Genomic DNA, 16,256 nt, shown 5'->3' with positions numbered 1-16,256 from the left:
ATCAGGCCTCTTGAATGCGGAAGTGGAAAACACCGCCCTCGTCGCGCGCCAGCGCCAGGGAACGGTCGGCCGGCAGCGCCACGCGCGCTGCGGCAAAGTCGGCCTGGATGGGCAGCTCGCGCCCTCCCCGGTCCACCAGGACGGCCAGTCGCACGCTGGCGGGACGGCCGTAGTCATAGAGTTCGTTGAGCACGGCACGCACGGTGCGGCCGGTGTAGAGCACATCGTCGAGCACCAGCACATCGGCGCCGTTCACATCGAAGGCGATCTGGGTCTGGGCGCTGGAAGCCATGCCGCGCTGGGCAAAATCGTCGCGGTGCAGCGAGGAAGACAGCACGCTGGGCTTGCCTTTGAGGTTCAGATCCTTGTGCAGGCGCTCGACCAGCCAGGCGCCGCCCGAGGTGATGCCCGCCAGACGGGTATTGGGGCCCATGATGCGCTGCACGCCGCGCAGCAGCTCGCTATACAGGGCTTCGGCGTCCAGGATCAGGCTGCCTTGTCCCGGCTGGTTTCCTGCAATGGTTTCACTCATGGGAGACTCCTCAAAAACTGTTCAAGAATGATGCAGGCCGAAGCCGCGTCGGCGTCGCGTGCGCCACCCGCCAGGGCTTCAGTCGTGCTGTAGCGTTCGTCCACCTCGTACACCGGCAGCTTGAAGCGACTTCTGAGCTGGCGGCCGAATTTCAGGGCCCGGGCCGTGTTCTCGTGTGCCGCGCCATCGGGGTGGTAGGGCACGCCTATCACCAGGGCGTTGGGCTGCCACTCGCGGATCAGCTTTTCCACCGCGGCCAGGCGTGCATCCGCCGCTTCGGCCTTGATGGTGGGCAGCGGGTTGGCGCCGCCCAGCACGCGGTTGCCCGAGGCGCAACCCGTGCGCTTGATGCCGAAGTCAAAGCCCAGGAACTGCTGGAAATAGGCCGGAACCTCCGGCTTTTGCGGTGCGGGCGCTGCTGCAGGCCTAGCAGCCGCATTTTCGGCCGAGGAAAAAGTCGAGGAAAAGGCCGCATCGGCGGCCTTGTTGGAAGAGGAAATATCGTTCATGCGCGACCCGACTCTGGGGACAACATCCAGCGCTGCAGACCCAGCAGGCCCAGAGCGCGGTCATAGCGCTCGTCCACCGGGGTGCTGAAGATCACCTCGGGGTCGGCTTCCACGGTCAGCCAGGCGTTTTCGCCGATTTCGGATTCGAGCTGGCCTTCATCCCAGGAGGAATAGCCCAGCGTGACCAGCACGCGCCTGGGGCCGGCACCGTCCGACAGGGCTTCGAGCACATCCTTGGACGTGGTCATTTCCAGACCGCCTGGAATGGTCATGGTCGAGGCATAGGCCGATTCGTTCTCGGGTGCGCCTTCGATGACCATGGGCTCATGCAGCACAAAGCCGCGATCGGTCTGCACCGGGCCACCGGTAAAGACCTGCTGGTCGCGCAAATCATCGCGCTTGAGACCCAAATCCACTTTTTGCAGCAGGCCTTGCAGGCTGAGCTTGGAGGGCTTGTTGATAATCAGACCGAGCGCGCCACGCTCGCTATGCTCGCACAGGTAGACAACGCTGCGCGAAAACGACTCATCTTCCAGGCCGGGCATGGCAATCAGGAAGTGGTGCGTCAAGTTGATAGGCGCAGATTCTGCAGACATGCAGCGATTTTAATGGCGATCCATGACTCCTTCTTACCCTGTGGGCTTGATCTGGCTGCGGCGCGACCTGCGTCTGGCCGATAACGCGGCCCTTTATCATGCATTGCAGCAATGTGAAAAGCTGTATTGCGTCTTTGTCTTCGACGACAGCATTCTTGCCACCCTGCCCCACGCTGACCGCCGTGTGGAGTTCATCTGCCAGAGTCTGGCCGAGCTGGATGCCGCCCTGCGCGAGACCGCGGGACGTCCGCAGACAGGGCTGATCACGCGGCGCGGTCTGCCCCAGGACATCATCCCGGCCCTGGCCCGGCAGCTGGGCGCGGGCGCCGTCTTCTGCAACGACGACGACGAGCCTGCGGCCATCGCCCGCGACGCCCAGGTGGCGCGCAGCCTCAAGAGCCAGGGGCAGTTGCTGCTGCGCTTCAAGGACCACCGCATCTTTGCGCGCGACGAGGTGCTGACCCAGAGCCTGTCGCCATTTTCGGTCTTCACGCCCTACAAGAACGCCTGGCTGCGAAAGATCACACCGTTCTATCTCTCAGCCTACCCCAGCGAGCGCGATCTGGCGAGCAAGCTGGCCGATCTGCCGGACAGCGAGCGCCGCCCGATTCCCACGGCTGCGGATCTGGGCTTTGCCCCGGACACGCTGGCCGGCCTGCGCCTGCCCACCGGCGTCAGCGGCGCGCGCCAGTTGCTGGCCGATTTTCTGCCGCGCCTGCCGCAGTACAAGACGGCACGCGACTTTCCGGCCCTCAAGGGGCCCAGCTATCTCAGCGTCCATCTGCGCTTTGGCACCGTGTCGATACGCGAGCTGGCCCGCCTCGCCCATGAGGCGGCCCACAACGAGGACTGGTCTGCCGCGGCACGCGAAGGGGCTGCCACCTGGCTCAGCGAGCTGATCTGGCGCGACTTCTACTTCCAGATCCTGGCCCACCAGCCTTATGTGGTTGAGCGCAGCTTCAAGCCGGCGTATGACGCCATCGAATGGGAGACGGGAGCCGAGGCCGACCCCCTCTTTGCCGCCTGGTGCGAAGGCCGCACCGGCTACCCGCTGGTCGATGCCGCCATGCGCCAGCTCAATTCCAGCGGCTATATGCACAACCGGCTGCGCATGGTCACGGCCAGCTTTCTGGTCAAGGACCTGGGCCTGGACTGGCGCCGGGGCGAAGCCTATTTCGCCGAAAAGCTCAATGACTTCGATCTGGCGGCCAATAACGGCGGCTGGCAATGGGCGGCCTCCACGGGCTGCGATGCCCAGCCCTGGTTCCGCATCTTCAACCCGGTGACCCAGAGCGAGAAGTTCGATCCGGACGGCAAGTTCATAGCGCGTTATGTGCCTGAAGTGGCTCAGCTGCCCAGCAAACTACGGCATGCCCCCTGGCTGGCCAAGCCGCTGGAACTGGCCGAAGCAGGCATCGCACTGGGGCGCGACTATCCCTTGCCCGTCGTGGATCATGCGGCAGCGCGGGAGAAAACCCTGGCGCGCTACGGAATCCTCAAGAAAGAAGCTTGAGCTTTCCTGGCTCCAGGCCCTGCGGAGCTCCACATCCGTGGTGTACTCGGCTGCCAGCCGTCCAATAGGCTGTCACTCAAAAAAGAAGCGGCTTGCGCACGGCCTTCATGTATTTCAGATCAATATCAATCTGAAATGCAATCCGGATCAGCGCAAGCCGCTCTGTTATGAGGAGCAGACCTTATTCGACTGTCACTCCCGACTCCTCGGCCGCAAACCCGCCGAGCGGGCTGCGCTCAGGCGCGGGGCCGCTGCGCTGCAAGGCGTAATGCTGGATCAGACCCAGCAGTTCCTCATCGGAATAGGGCTTGCCCAGGTAGTGATTGGCTCCCAGGTCACGGGCCATTTCGCGATGCTTCTGGGCAATGCGCGAAGTGATCATGACCACCGGCATGCCTTCGAGCGTCTGATCGGCGCGGATATTGCGCAACAGATCGAAGCCGTCCATGCGCGGCATTTCGATGTCCGACAGCACCAGGGTCGGGCGCTCGTCCTGCAGACGCTCCATGGCTTGCAGGCCGTCAGCGGCCAGCGTGACGCGGTAGCCTTCGCGCTGCAGCAGACGCTGGGTGACGCGGCGTACGGTGATGGAGTCATCCACCACCAGCACCAACGGCACCGTGGTCTGCGCAGCTTCGGCGCCCAGCAGATCGGCACCGCCTGAGAGAGCCTGCAGTTCGCCATCGGCTGCGGCCTGCTCGGCCCTGGCCAGCATGGCTCGCACCTGCTCGCCATGGACGTTGGCCAGCGCCACCGGGTTGTAGATCTGCACCACGGCCCCCGAGGGCAGCACGGACATGCCGGTAAGACCGGGCAGACGCGACAACTGCGGACCCAGGTTCTTGATCACCACTTCCTGGTTGCCCAGCACTTCGTCCACATGCAGCGCCACACGCTGCGAGGCACTGCGAGCTATCACCACGGGGCGCGTGCGACCGAGGTTTTCTTCGCTGCGCAGCGAGGTTTGCCACAGCGCGCCGGCCCAATAGAAGGGCATGACTTCGCTGCCGTCCTGGAACTCCTGCTTGCGGTAGCTCTCCTCCAGCACATCGACGGGCACGCGACGCACGATTTCCACCAGGTTAGCGGGCACGCCCATGGACACGGCGCCCATGCGCAGCATCACCACCTGGGTCACGGCCGTGGTCAACGGCACAACCAGCCGGAAGGCGCTGCCACGGCCTGGCTCGGTATGGGTTTCGATACGACCGCCCAGAGCATTCACTTCGGAACGCACCACATCCATGCCGATGCCGCGGCCGGCAACACCCGTCACCTCGGCGGCCGTGCTGAAACCCGGCTCGAAAATCAGGCGCCCCGCGTCTTCCAGCGTCATGGGACGCTCGTCGTTCCAGAGCTTGAGGCTGATGGCCTTGGCGCGAATCCGCTCCAGGTCCAGACCGGCCCCGTCGTCCTCCACGGACAGCGCCACGTCGTTGCGCTCCTGACTCAGCACGATCTCGATGGTGCCGACAGCCGGCTTGCCCAGCTCCTGGCGCCGCTCGGGCGATTCGATGCCATGAGCCACGCAGTTGCGCAGCAGATGCTCGAAGGCCGGCATCATGCGCTCCAGCATGCCTCGGTCCATTTCGATGGTGCCGCCCAGGATGTTCAGGCGCACCTGCTTGCCCATTTCCTTGGACGTCTGGCGCACCACGGCGTACAGACGCTCGGCAAAGGAGTCGAACTCCACCATGCGCGTGCGCAGCAGATCTCGCTGCAGATCACGTGCCTGCCGGCCCTGAGCAACCAGATCGTCTTCGGCAGCGGCCAGATCCCGCTGCAGATTGCGCTGCACGGTCGCCACGTCGTTGACCGACTCGGCCATCATGCGCGTGAGTTCCTGCACGCGGGTGAAACGGTCGAACTCCAGCGGATCGAAACCGGCTGCTGTGTCCTTGGACAGGGCCAGACGCGACTGCATCTGGCTTTCGGCCTGCACCTCGATGTCGCGCAACTGCGTGCGCAGGCGCTCCAGGTTGCCCGTCAAGTCATTGAGCGCCGAACGCGCCTGCGACAGCCGCGCATCGACACGCGAGCGGGCAATCAGCACTTCACCGGTCTGGGAAATCAAGCGGTCCAGCAACTGCGCCCGCACACGCACGGTCTGCTGCGATGCAGGACGCGGCACCACCGGGGCCGGCAGCTCAATGGCCTGCGCAGGCTCTGCGGCAGTCTTTTCTCCGGCTTGAGCCTCCGCTGCTGCCTGCTCTACATCAGACTCTGCCGCGCTCAGATGCAGAGGCGCCTGAGCAAGAAGATCGTCCAGTTGCGCCAGTGGCTGCTCGGACTCCTGCTCACCGGCCATGCGCAGCACATCGAAGCTGGCTTGCAAAGCGTCAAAGCTGCTCAGCAGCGGCTCGATCGCTTCAGCTGCGGGACGCTCCTGGTCAATACGTTCCACCGCCGACTCCAGGCGGTGGGCCATCTCACCCATGCGCATGGCACCCGCCAGGCGGGCACTGCCCTTGATGGTGTGCAAAGCGCGCAGGGCTTCGTTGCGAGCCTCATCCAGCGTCGGGCGCCCATGCCAGCGGCGCAGTGCAGCACCGAGCTTGGGCAGCAGGTCGATGGCCTCTTCCTCGAAAATGGGAAACAGGTCGGCATCGACCTGATCGAGCACATCGATATCGTCTTCGTCGTCACCGGCATGCACCGCCAGCGCGATGGCTTCATCGATGCGGCGCTGCAGCTCGGCCTCATGCTCCACGCTGCCCGCGGCAGGGACCATGGAATACGGTGCCTGATCCGCGGCTTTCACCACGGCATCCAGCAACGGGTCGGCTGCCGATGCTCCCACGTCTTCCTCGGCCACACCCTTGGGTCCATCACCCGCAAGCTCGGGCAAGGCCCCATCCTGCGAAAGCTCGGCAGCAAAGTCCAGTGGCAAGTCCTTGGGATCTGCAGGCGGCTGCAGCGCCTGCACCTCGGGCCACTCTGCCTCATCCAGCTCGGCCAGATCGGACAGCTCGAGATCGGCAGTTTCAGCTGCTGCACCGGCATCGATCGGAGTATTCAGGATTTCACGCAGTGCGTCTTCGACAGCGGGTAAAGCGTCCTTGAGGAAGCCTGCCGCAAACTGATGCAGCAAGCGGCGCACTTCATCGGATGCGGTCACGCATTGCTGAATCTGCAGCGCGCCGGCATAGCTCTGAGGCTGCAGATGCAGCAGTGCATGCTCGAGCAAACGCGCCAGCTCCGACAAGGCCTTGAAGCCCACGGTGCCGGAGCTGCCTGCCAGGGAATGCGCCAGCGCGATCGCGTCGTCGGGAATGACGGCAGCCGGCTCTTGCGACCACTGCTGCAACACCTCACCCAGTCGCTCTGACCACTCGTCTGCTTCGTTGAGATAGACGTTGTACAGCGCTGCACTGATGCGCAGCCCGTCTATATTGCGATAGCTGTCGTCTGTCTCACCTGTCTGTTCGGTCTGTTCGAGCACCTGCTCAACCGCAGAGACTTCGGGCTCCGGCAGTTGAGCGGGTTCTTCGGCCATGACTGGCTCGGGCACGCCATCCAGCAAGGCTTCAATGGCCTCCAGCTCGATCGCAGCCTCTGCAGACGGCAGCTCGAGCGCCATCTCCACAGCGGCCGGCACCCCGGTAGCTGCGTCCATGGCGGGGGGCTCCACGGCAGTCTGCATGTCTATGGCAGCCTGCTCGCTTTCACGCATGGCCGCTTCGAAGGCGGCAAACTCCAGCTCCTGCACCTCTTCTGCCGCGGTGATTTCCTGCAGCGAAGGCTGAACCTCCTCGGCGCCCTCTATCCACTCGGGCTCTGCCGCCGACTCCAGAGCAGGCAATGCGGACGCTTCAAGCGCATCAGGTGCCTGAAGCTGATGCAGCAGGTCGTCTGGAATATCCAGTTCCGGCAAGGCAAAGTCGGCTGCTGCCGCCTCCAGCTCAGCCACCGGCTCCTGATCTGGCTGCGCAGACAGCTCTTCTTGCGGGAACTCCAGCTCCGGCATCGCAAATACGGGCTCTGCGGCCACGGTCTGTGGCTCCAGTGGCCACTGCAGCTCGGCGATCGGCTCGGGCGCTACAGGCAACTCCAGCACGGGTGCATCCGCAGCAGCGGCCGCCTCGGTCGACTCCAGGCCCTGGGGGCGCTCGCCGCGACGCGGAACCAGGGCCACCTCGGCACGCTCGCCCTGCAGACGCATGGCGTCTGCAGCGGCACGGAAGGCCGTGGCCGACCAGTTCTGCGCCTGCTGGTTCTCTATATCCTGTGCCCAGACGGCAAAGGCCTTCAGGGCATCCTGAGCCAGCTGCTGCATGGCCTGCGGCATGGGTCGCTGCTCTGCCAGCCATGCATTGAGCATCTGCTCCATGGCCCAGCCGGCTTCACCAAACTCATCCAGCCCCACCATGCGCGAGCTGCCTTTGAGCGTGTGGAACGCACGGCGCAGCGTGGTCTGCTCGCTCAGATTGCCGGGTTCGTCCGCCAAAACCTTGAGGGCCTGCAAGCCGTTATCCACGACTTCGCGGGCTTCCTCCAGGAAGATGGACAGAAGCTCATCGTCGCCGTCCAGATCTACAGTGTTCAATTCGGCTGCCGGCACCGTAGCAGCCGCAGGCACGCCCGCAGGAGCTGCGACTGCCGCTGTCAGATCCCGAGCGACATCCGCCTCGTCAGTTGCCTGCTTGCCCGACTGCATGCCCGCAAACACCTGAGCCATGGCATCGGCCAGGGCATCGGAGCCCACGCCGGCCGACTCTGCCACGGCTGGTGCGGGTGCTGCCTCAAACTCGGGCAAGGCACCTGGCTCGGTCACTGCCCACGGCGGGGTGTCCTCGTCCTCGATGTGCCTGACTTGCAACTGCTCTGGCTTCGCCACAGCAGCGGGAACTGGCCTCACTTCGACAGGCGGTGGCGGTGCGGCGACCGAGGGCTCCACTGCCGGATCAGCAATCACGGCAGCCGAAGCGACTGGAGTCTGTCCAGAAGACGGTACGCCATCCATGGGAATATCCACGGTGGGACGGAAGGCTTCGGGGCCACGACTGCGGCTATGACCCATGACGATGCGCAGTTCGTCCTTTTCCTCGTCATAGACGAACAGCTTGCGCGCCATATTGCGCTGGTAGCTGAGCATGTCGATGAGAAAGCCCATGGCACCGAGGCTGCTGCCCAGCTTCTCGAAGATGCGAGGCTGGTTCTCGACCGTCACCTCGCCGAGCATCAGATGCTCGACGGTGTCACGCATGCGCTGCATGGCGGTCGCGGCCTGCTCGAATCCCAGCACCGACAGCACCCCACGCATTTGCGCCATCTGGCCCGGTACCGAGGCCAGCACCGAGGTGTCCGCGGGATTGCGAAAGAACAGATCCAGCTGCTTCTCAGCCTCGCCAAGGGTGATGCGCAGCTCTCCAACCACCGACCCCATGGTCTGCTGGTCGCTGGCCTGACGGTAGAGCTCCTCCATCCAGATTTCCAGCGGCTCGGACTGCGCGCCATGCAAAGCCGCATCCAGACGCTGGACCAGCACGCTGGACTGGGCGGCCTGTATTTCGTCGTCATGCCCGGCAGTCATGAAGCTGGCCTGCAGATACAGCACCGCGGTCGCCACCTCCATGGCCAGCTCGGCTGGTGGCGGCTCGCCAATGCGCTCCACCGTCTCCGCCACACGAATCAGCGCGCGCGCCAGCCCGTGACTGACTGGCTGCAGCTTGACGAGCGACTCGGACACCAGTCCGAACTGCTCGGCCATGGATCTGATCTTGCTGCGGTCGCCACCCGCTACGGCAGACCATGTCTCTGCGGCGGCCGCAATGCGCTTGCGCGCCTGCACCAGCACCGAGGGATCGAAGCGGCCATAGCGCGCCACGTGGTAGTCCACCACCGGCATCTGCTCCATGGCATAGGCCTCGTGTACGGCCTTCAGACTCTCACCGGCCTGCTCGCGGGGCTTGGCCTGCGCGCAAAAGAACATCAGGTCCTGCAGCAGGCGCGCGGGCGGCAGGCTGTCGCCCTTGGCCATGCTGGCGTACTGCATGAGCACGCGCGAAGCCATGCGCTTGACGTAGATATCGGCAGTGATGAGTCCACGTGCCAGGCCGTCGAAGAAGGCCGCAGCGATTTTCCAGAAACTGCGCGCCGCCACATCTTCGGACTGAGCTGCCGCAAAGCGCCGGCAAAGCTCGCACATCTGGGCTGCCGCCTCGCGGTCGTCGCTCTTGACCATGCGCAGCACCACACCGTCCAGCATGGCACGTGCATGTGGGCCATAGGCCAGCGGCTCCGGCATGGTCCCGGTCCAGCGGGGCTCGCGTGCACGGCGCTCGGCAGGCCATAGGTCAGCCGGGTGGGCCTTGTCATTGCCGGCCAGCACCTGGGTCTCACGGTACTGAGGGAACAGGGCTACAGCCGAGACCTGCTGACCGGCCAGAACGGCCTCCAGAAATTCCATCAGCGCAAAATGTGTGCGCTCCAGCGTGCTCGCCGCTTCCTGCGTGCAGTATTCGGGACGCTGTACAAAGCGGTTGACCGCAGCTTCCATGCTGCGCAGCACCTGAGCCGGGGCGGTGACACCCACCATCTCCAGAGCGCCACAGGCCTGATGCAGCTGCTGGCGTGCAATGCGCAATGCCGATGTATCCAACTCCTCTAGATCAGACAAACGGGCCGCATCCGCATCGCGCATGAAACGGCTCACAGCCTTGGTCGCTGCCTCCAGCGACTTGCGCACTTCATCGAGCACCCAGGCCAGCGGGCCCAGATCCTGCTCTGCAGTTGCAGACATGGCTGTACGTATTGGCGAGTCGTCAACCACTGACATGCTCTAGTTCCTTAACCCTCAAGGGTTGTGCATTTTTATGAGAGAAAGAGCCAGTCAAATCAGGCAATCTTGAATCGGGAAACAGACTGACGCAGCTCTTCAGCCATGTGGGAGAGCTCTCGCACCTGCTGCGCAGTGGTGCGGGTTCCCTCACCGGTTTGCTCGGTCACGGCAAAAATGTGCTGAATGTTTTCCGCCACGCCGTTGGCCATATTGGCTTCACGTGATGTGGAGTTGGAAATCTGCTCGATCAGCTCGGCCAGTCGGCGCGACACGCTGTCGATTTCAGACAGTGCAGTACCTGCAGAGTCGGACAGACGAGCCCCTTCCACCACGCCCTGGGTAGAGCGCTCCATGGCGGCCACCGCATCCTGGGTGTCGGTCTGAATGGCCTTCACCAGCGCGGCAATCTGTCGCGTGGCGTCTGCGGAACGTTCGGCAAGGCGCTGCACTTCTTCCGCCACCACCGAGAAGCCGCGACCTGCTTCACCTGCAGACGCAGCCTGAATGGCGGCGTTCAATGCGAGCACGTTGGTCTGCTCGGTAATGTCCGAAATCAGTTCGGTAATTTCACCGATCTCCTGGGACGACTCACCGAGACGCTTGATTCGCTTGGAGGTATCCTGAATCTGATCGCGGATGGAGTTCATGCCGCCGATGGCGTTCTGCACCGCCTTGAGACCCGAGTCCGCAGCCTGCAGCGATTGACGGGCCACCTGGGCCGATTCCTGTGCCTGAGCCGAGACATTGTTGATACGGCCGGCCATGTCCAGAATCGACTTGCCGGTTTCGCGAATTTCATGCAGCTGCTCGTTCGATGCAGCCAGCAGCTCGGTCGAGGTGACGTCCACCTGCTCGGTGGTCTGGGCCACGCGAGTCACGGTGTTCTGCACCGATCCCACCAGAGCGCGCAGCTCTTCCACCGTGTAGTTCACCGAGTCGGCAATCGCGCCCGTGATGTCCTCGGTCACGGTGGCTTCCTGCGTCAGATCGCCCTCGGCCACCGATTGCAACTCGTTCATCAAACGCAAAATAGCCGCCTGGTTGGCGTCGTTGATGCGCTTGGCTTCCTGCTCCTGCAAACGGGCATCGACCTGGTGACGCTCGGCTTCCTGCTGGCGCGCCCGGCTGTCCAGCAGTTGCACGCGCGAGATGCCGATACCGCTCAGAACCGCGGTCAAAATGGCGATGGCCAGCAGCGCCAGCTGCAGCATGCTGGCCCCGCCCAGCCCCTGCAGCGCCGTCTGCAGCTGCTCCAGCTGCTGACGCAGCGGTTCGCTGTCATTGTTGATGCTGGTCTGCGCTTCCCGGGCCGACACCAACCCTTGCAGATTGCCCAGAATGGCACTGGCCTGGGCACGCGTATCGTCGTACTGCTTGATCAGCGTCTCCAGCTGTTCACGCACCTGAGGATCGCGTGCCGCCGACAGCCGCATTTCAGCGCTGCCGTTGAGCAGGCCTTCGGAGATTTCCTTGAAGGAATTCAAGTCCTTGCCCAGCAGGAAAACGGCTTCGGGACTCACGCCCTCCAGGGTCTGGAATTCGTTGGCAGACTTGGCAATACGCTGAGTCAACATCACCAGCTGACCGGCAGCAGAGATCTCTGCCGCGCCAGCACCTTGCTGCAGCTTCAGCGAAGAAATGGTTTCCGCAGTTTCCAGCAGATCGGAGGACTGGCGGTTGATGGTGCGCAGCGCGTCGCCCACTTGAGTCAGAGTCTTTTGCTGTCCGAGAATCAGCCCGGCGCTCTTTTCCGCTCGCTCCATCAGGGTGCTGATGGAGCTGAGCTCGTCCTGCAAACCGCCACCCAGCGCGTTCACGCCCAGATCGGAATCACCGGCAGCCAGCGCTCGCACGTTGCGCGCCAAAACACCGGCGCTGTCCTTGACGTCGGCAAACGCAGGAGCGGCTCCCGTCATGGCGATGGAGACCGACTTGGCCAGACGTTGCGACTGCATCAATGCCTGGCCGGTCGCCGCCAGTTGCTGGTTGGAGTTGCCTGCTTCGCGCAGCATCCATGCCGACAGAACCACCAGCACCAGCACCGAGCCACCCAGCAAGGTAAACAAGGTGCGCTGATGCTTGGCAGTCGTGGCCGTACCAAGAATAGGCAGGCTCACCAGTTCGTCCGCGCGACCGGCCTCCTCGACGCCGAAGACGGAAGGTGCCCCCTGCACGCTATTGAGCGATCCGTCGTACATATCCTGTACGACCGTGTCTCCCATCATGCCGCTATCACCACTGACGGCAGCCGCGATGGGCTTGCGTCGGAACAACTGATTTATTTTCTGTGCAAAGGACATAGCGCTGTATCCAGGAACCTCAAGCACGAATGCTCAAAAATTTGGCGGTTTGAGACAGGGACTGCAACTTCAGCTCCTGCCAGCGGCGGCCGCTCGCATCGATATGGACGGCTCCGAAGAAACTCGGGGAACGCTCAGGCGCAGGCTCGGCCTTGGAAAACGCGTCTGCGGCACGCAGGCCCAGCAGACGATCGGCCAGCAGGGCCGCGTTGACCTCCAATGCAGGGTTGAAGGCCAGCAGGCTGCAGTCCATCAGTTCCTGCTCATTGCGGACACTTCCATGACCCAGCAATTGAGCCAGGTCCACCACCCCCATCAAAGCACCGCGCAGATTGGCGATGCCCAGAAACCAGGCCTGTGTGTATGGGACGGGCTGAACGCCGGTCCAGGGAAAGATTTCTCCTGCCTGATTCAGCGGCAGCAAATAATCCCGTCCGCCAGCCTGCACTGCCAGCCAGGCAGCAACGCTGACGCCTTCGCTGCGTGCTGCCTGCAGGCGCCCGGCCAGACGGGATTGGAGATCTCGGAGGGCTTCACGGTTCGCCATAAGCAGCGCGGCTCGTTATAGCGCTGCGATCTTGGCTTGGAGCTCGGCGGCATCCACGGGCTTGGTGATATAGCCACGTGCGCCCTGACGCATGCCCCAGACCCGGTCGGTTTCCTGATTCTTGCTGGTGCACATGATGATGGGCACATCGGCATACAGGGGATCGCGAGAAATGGCGCGGGTCAGCTGAAAGCCGTTCTGTCCAGGCATGACCACGTCCATCAGGATCAGGTCGGGTTTGTCTTCGGCCAGGCGCTTCATGGCTTCCTCGCCATTTTCCGCGGTACGCACCTGCATGCCCTGCTTTTGCAAGATATCGCTCAGAGCCATCAGCTCCGTCTTGGAATCGTCAACGACCAGAACTTTTTGAATTGTCATCATGCAGCTCCCACATCTGCAGCTTGCAGCGCGAATTGTTGTACGGCTTGCAGCAATTGATCTTTGGTAAACGGTTTGGTCAGATAGTCCTGGCAGCCCACCATGCGACCGCGAGCCTTGTCGAATACACCGTCCTTGGATGACAGCATCACGACGGGCGTATTGGCAAAGCGAGCATTGCGCTTGATGATGGCGCAGGTCTGATAGCCATCGAGTTTGGGCATCAGAATGTCGCAGAAGATGAGCTGGGGCTGGTAGTCATTGACCTTGGACAGGGCATCGAAGCCATCGTCGGCAAGAAGAACTTCGTGACCACCTTGCTTGAGGAAAATTTCAGCGCTGCGGCGGATGGTGTTGCTGTCATCCACGACCAGAACGCGCAAAGGCGCACCAGATGCTGTCACGGTGAAATTCCTCCCAATTCGGTCGTTGATGGAGTGAGCGACTCTTGCACTCAGATTTCCACCATTTCAAAATCTTCTTTGCGTGCACCGCATTCCGGGCATGTCCAGTTCATGGGCACATCTTCCCAGCGGGTGTTTGGAGCAATTCCATGTTCGGGGCAGCCTTGGGCTTCGTCATAAAGCCAGCCACAGGTCAAACACATCCAGGTTTTAGGGTCAGTCACAGCTTAAAGGGGCTTCACATAGAATGCAACGATTGTATCTAGTCACAACCCCGGCTCCCACCCTTGCATTCCCGGGTGCAAACTGGGGTGCGCCATGGCATTGAACCCCATCTCCTCCACTCCCCCTCGCCGCACCCGCCAGGAAGAAGCGACAGAATCAGCACCCGTCTGCGTGCTGTCTTTCAACAGCAGTGACCCCAGCGGAGCCAGCGGGCTCTCGGCCGACATCGCCACCATCTCCTCCATCGGCGGTCATGCACTGCCCGTGGCCTGCGGCGTCTACGCCAGAGACACGGCCCGCATCTACGAGCACTTTGCACTCGACGATGACGCGGTGACCGAGCAGGCACGCATGGTGCTGGAGGACATTGCCGTCACCGCCATCAAGGTCGGCTTTGTAGGCAGCCCTGCCAACCTGGCCGCCATTGCCACCATCTCATCGGACTACCCCGACATTCCCATCATCAGCTACATGCCGGACCTGTCCTGGTGGGAGGACGACAAGCAGGATCAGTACCTGGATGCGTTCAAGGAGCTTGTCCTGCCTCAAACCTCGGTGTTGGTTGGAAACCACAACACGCTGTGGCGCTGGCTGCTGCCTGAATGGGAAAACAGCCGTGCACCCACGGCGCGCGACATTGCCATGGCCGCCGAGGCACTGGAAGTGCCTTATGTGCTGGTGACCGGCATCCCCCTGCCCGACCAGTTCGTGGACAACGTGCTGACCACGGCCCAGTCCGTATTGGGCAACAGCAAGTACGAGATGTTTGACGCCACGTTCACAGGTGCCGGTGATACGCTGTCCGCGGCGATTACGGCCCTGCTGGCCACCGGCAACGATCTGGGCGCCGCGACGCTGGAGGCACTGGAATACCTGGACCACAGCCTGGATGCAGGTTTTCGCCCCGGCATGGGCCACTATCTGCCCGATCGCCTGTTCTGGGCCCAGCCCACCGAGGACGAGGAGTCCGAAGACGAGCAGGCCGAAGACGCCACCGATGACGAACCCGACTCCAAGCCGATTGAAGGCTTTGTGATTCCCTCTCATGACACAAAACACTGATCTGAATATTGCATTGTTCGAACGCGCCAAGGGCGTGATCCCCGGCGGCGTGAACTCGCCGGTGCGCGCTTTCGCCGCCGTGGGCGGCACGCCGCGCTTCGTGAAGCGCGCCCAGGGCGCCTATTTCTGGGACCAGAATGATCAGCAGTTCACCGACTACATCGGCAGCTGGGGCCCCATGATCCTGGGCCACGGCCACCCCGAAGTGGTCGAGGCCGTGCAGGCCGCCGTGCTCGAAGGCTTCAGCTTCGGCGCCCCCACCGAGCGCGAAGTCGTGCTGGCCGAGAAGATCCGCGCCCTCATGCCCAGCATGGACATGGTGCGCCTGGTCAGCTCCGGCACCGAAGCCGGCATGAGCGCGCTGCGCCTGGCGCGCGGCTACACGGGCCGCAACAAGATCATCAAGTTCAACGGCTGCTACCACGGCCATGCGGATGCCCTGCTGGTCAAGGCCGGCTCGGGTCTGGCCACCTTCGGCGCCTCTTCCTCGGCAGGCGTGCCTGCCGATGTGGCCAAGGACACCATCGTGCTGGAGTACAACGACGTTGCTCAGCTCGAAGAGGCCTTTGCCAAGATGGGCAGCGACATTGCCTGCGTCATCATGGAGCCGATTGCCGGCAATATGAACTTTGTGCGCGCCTCGGTGGACTTCACCCGCCGCATCTCCGAGCTGACCCGCGAGCATGGCGCGCTGCTGATCTATGACGAAGTCATGACGGGCTTTCGCGTCGCCCTGGGCAGCGCACAAAGCCTGTATGCCAAGGAGATCGAAGGCTTTGCGCCCGACATCACCGTGATGGGCAAGGTCATCGGCGGCGGCATGCCCATGGCGGCCTTCGGTGCCCGCCGCGAGATCATGGAAAAGCTCTCGCCGCTGGGCCCCGTCTACCAGGCCGGCACGCTGTCGGGCAACCCGATTGCCACGGCCTGCGGCCTGAAGACGCTGGAGCTGATCAGCCGCCCCGGCTTCCACGCCGAGCTGCACCTCAAGACCGGCCACCTGATGCAGGGCCTGAAGGCCGAAGCCAATGCCGCCGGCATTCCCTTCAGCGTGGACTGGCAAGGCGGGCTGTTCGGCTTTTATTTCCTGCCCGAGCTGCCCACGCACTACGCCCAGGTCATGAAGACCGACGGCAAGGTCTTCAACAAGTTCTACCATGGCATGCTGGAGCGCGGTCATTACTTTGCCCCGGCGCTGTATGAGGCAGGCTTTGTCAGCGCGGCGCACAGCGACGAAGATATCGACCGCACCATAGAAGCGGCCCGCGAAGTGTTCAAGACACTGTAAATCCCTGCCCGCCCAACAGGCCCTGCAGACCATGTCTGCAGGGCTTTTTCATTGTTGGCGGCGGACTGCGCCTGCGCCGGCTTCAGCCGCAGCGGCTCGGCGTTTCACAGCCACGTCATGG

12 protein-coding genes are annotated in these 16,256 nt (G+C 63.1%); 3 read left to right on the top strand and 9 right to left on the bottom strand.

The genetic code is table 11. From position 1 onward, the window contains the following. Nucleotide 1: 1 nt before the first annotated feature. Genes pyrR through EIC84_RS11015 form a run of 3 tightly spaced genes read right to left on the bottom strand, consistent with a single transcriptional unit; the run spans nucleotide 2 to nucleotide 1,637 of the window. The gene (gene pyrR / locus EIC84_RS11025) at nucleotides 2-532 is read right to left on the bottom strand and encodes a bifunctional pyr operon transcriptional regulator/uracil phosphoribosyltransferase PyrR (RefSeq protein WP_003071172.1); all 531 of its coding nucleotides are present in this window, start codon (nucleotides 530-532) and stop codon (nucleotides 2-4) included. Continuing rightward, nucleotides 529-1,041, bottom strand: a complete 513-nt coding sequence (ruvX, locus tag EIC84_RS11020) for a Holliday junction resolvase RuvX (protein WP_003071170.1) — start codon at nucleotides 1,039-1,041, stop codon at nucleotides 529-531. The genes pyrR and ruvX overlap by 4 nt, the downstream gene beginning before the upstream one ends. Next, a complete protein-coding gene (locus EIC84_RS11015) occupies nucleotides 1,038-1,637 on the bottom strand; it encodes a YqgE/AlgH family protein (RefSeq protein ID WP_003071169.1) in 600 nt (199 codons plus the stop codon). The genes ruvX and EIC84_RS11015 overlap by 4 nt, the downstream gene beginning before the upstream one ends. A gap of 22 nt (nucleotides 1,638-1,659) precedes the next feature. On the opposite strand from EIC84_RS11015, the gene EIC84_RS11010 reads away from it, so the two are divergent. Then, the gene (locus EIC84_RS11010) at nucleotides 1,660-3,150 is read left to right on the top strand and encodes a deoxyribodipyrimidine photo-lyase (RefSeq protein WP_034363547.1); all 1,491 of its coding nucleotides are present in this window, start codon (nucleotides 1,660-1,662) and stop codon (nucleotides 3,148-3,150) included. 181 nt (nucleotides 3,151-3,331) lie between these two features. On the opposite strand, the gene EIC84_RS11005 is transcribed toward EIC84_RS11010, so the two are convergent. From EIC84_RS11005 to EIC84_RS10980, 6 genes are read right to left on the bottom strand one after another with little or no spacing between them, the layout of a single operon-like run. Beyond that, nucleotides 3,332-9,928, bottom strand: coding sequence for an Hpt domain-containing protein (locus EIC84_RS11005; protein ID WP_034363544.1), 6,597 nt, complete (start codon nucleotides 9,926-9,928; stop codon nucleotides 3,332-3,334). A 59-nt stretch (nucleotides 9,929-9,987) separates the two neighbouring features. Further along, nucleotides 9,988-12,231, bottom strand: a complete 2,244-nt coding sequence (locus EIC84_RS11000; protein WP_003071163.1) for a methyl-accepting chemotaxis protein — start codon at nucleotides 12,229-12,231, stop codon at nucleotides 9,988-9,990. Nucleotides 12,232-12,250: 19 nt separating this feature from the next. Continuing rightward, a complete protein-coding gene (locus EIC84_RS10995; protein ID WP_003071161.1) occupies nucleotides 12,251-12,778 on the bottom strand; it encodes a chemotaxis protein CheW in 528 nt (175 codons plus the stop codon). A 15-nt stretch (nucleotides 12,779-12,793) separates the two neighbouring features. Continuing rightward, entirely contained in the window at nucleotides 12,794-13,156 is a 363-nt protein-coding gene (locus EIC84_RS10990) for a PleD family two-component system response regulator (protein ID WP_003071159.1), read from the bottom strand. Continuing rightward, a complete protein-coding gene (locus EIC84_RS10985) occupies nucleotides 13,156-13,560 on the bottom strand; it encodes a PleD family two-component system response regulator (RefSeq protein WP_003071158.1) in 405 nt (134 codons plus the stop codon). The genes EIC84_RS10990 and EIC84_RS10985 overlap by 1 nt, the downstream gene beginning before the upstream one ends. A gap of 50 nt (nucleotides 13,561-13,610) precedes the next feature. Continuing rightward, nucleotides 13,611-13,763, bottom strand: a complete 153-nt coding sequence (locus tag EIC84_RS10980) for a rubredoxin (protein WP_034399566.1) — start codon at nucleotides 13,761-13,763, stop codon at nucleotides 13,611-13,613. Nucleotides 13,764-13,878: 115 nt separating this feature from the next. On the opposite strand from EIC84_RS10980, the gene EIC84_RS10975 reads away from it, so the two are divergent. Together EIC84_RS10975 and hemL are read left to right on the top strand one after the other, a co-directional pair. Continuing rightward, a complete protein-coding gene (locus EIC84_RS10975) occupies nucleotides 13,879-14,847 on the top strand; it encodes a bifunctional hydroxymethylpyrimidine kinase/phosphomethylpyrimidine kinase (protein ID WP_003071153.1) in 969 nt (322 codons plus the stop codon). Continuing rightward, nucleotides 14,831-16,135 carry a glutamate-1-semialdehyde 2,1-aminomutase gene (gene hemL / locus EIC84_RS10970; protein ID WP_003071150.1) on the top strand — a complete coding sequence of 435 codons (1,305 nt, stop codon included), beginning with the start codon at nucleotides 14,831-14,833 and terminating at the stop codon, nucleotides 16,133-16,135. The genes EIC84_RS10975 and hemL overlap by 17 nt, the downstream gene beginning before the upstream one ends. Nucleotides 16,136-16,256: the final 121 nt, after the last annotated feature.

The sequence above is a fragment of the Comamonas sp. A23 genome (assembly GCF_004522605.1).
GTDB lineage: Bacteria > Pseudomonadota > Gammaproteobacteria > Burkholderiales > Burkholderiaceae_C > Comamonas > Comamonas thiooxydans.
Note: the sequence above shows the minus strand (reverse complement) of the source record. Positions and strands in the feature narration are given on the sequence as shown.

Bases quoted from the DNA above. Each gene is read 5' to 3' on its own strand.
- EIC84_RS11010 (WP_034363547.1), top strand. From the start codon at position 1,660: ATGACTCCTTCTTACCCTGTGGGCTTGATCTGGCTGCGGCGCGACCTG.
- EIC84_RS11005 (WP_034363544.1), bottom strand. From the start codon at position 9,928: ATGTCAGTGGTTGACGACTCGCCAATACGTACAGCCATGTCTGCAACT.
- EIC84_RS10975 (WP_003071153.1), top strand. From the start codon at position 13,879: ATGGCATTGAACCCCATCTCCTCCACTCCCCCTCGCCGCACCCGCCAG.
- hemL (WP_003071150.1), top strand. From the start codon at position 14,831: ATGACACAAAACACTGATCTGAATATTGCATTGTTCGAACGCGCCAAG.
- ruvX (WP_003071170.1), bottom strand. From the start codon at position 1,041: ATGAACGATATTTCCTCTTCCAACAAGGCCGCCGATGCGGCCTTTTCC.
- pyrR (WP_003071172.1), bottom strand. From the start codon at position 532: ATGAGTGAAACCATTGCAGGAAACCAGCCGGGACAAGGCAGCCTGATC.
- EIC84_RS11015 (WP_003071169.1), bottom strand. From the start codon at position 1,637: ATGTCTGCAGAATCTGCGCCTATCAACTTGACGCACCACTTCCTGATT.
- EIC84_RS10980 (WP_034399566.1), bottom strand. From the start codon at position 13,763: ATGTGTTTGACCTGTGGCTGGCTTTATGACGAAGCCCAAGGCTGCCCC.
- EIC84_RS10990 (WP_003071159.1), bottom strand. From the start codon at position 13,156: ATGACAATTCAAAAAGTTCTGGTCGTTGACGATTCCAAGACGGAGCTG.
- EIC84_RS11000 (WP_003071163.1), bottom strand. From the start codon at position 12,231: ATGTCCTTTGCACAGAAAATAAATCAGTTGTTCCGACGCAAGCCCATC.
- EIC84_RS10995 (WP_003071161.1), bottom strand. From the start codon at position 12,778: ATGGCGAACCGTGAAGCCCTCCGAGATCTCCAATCCCGTCTGGCCGGG.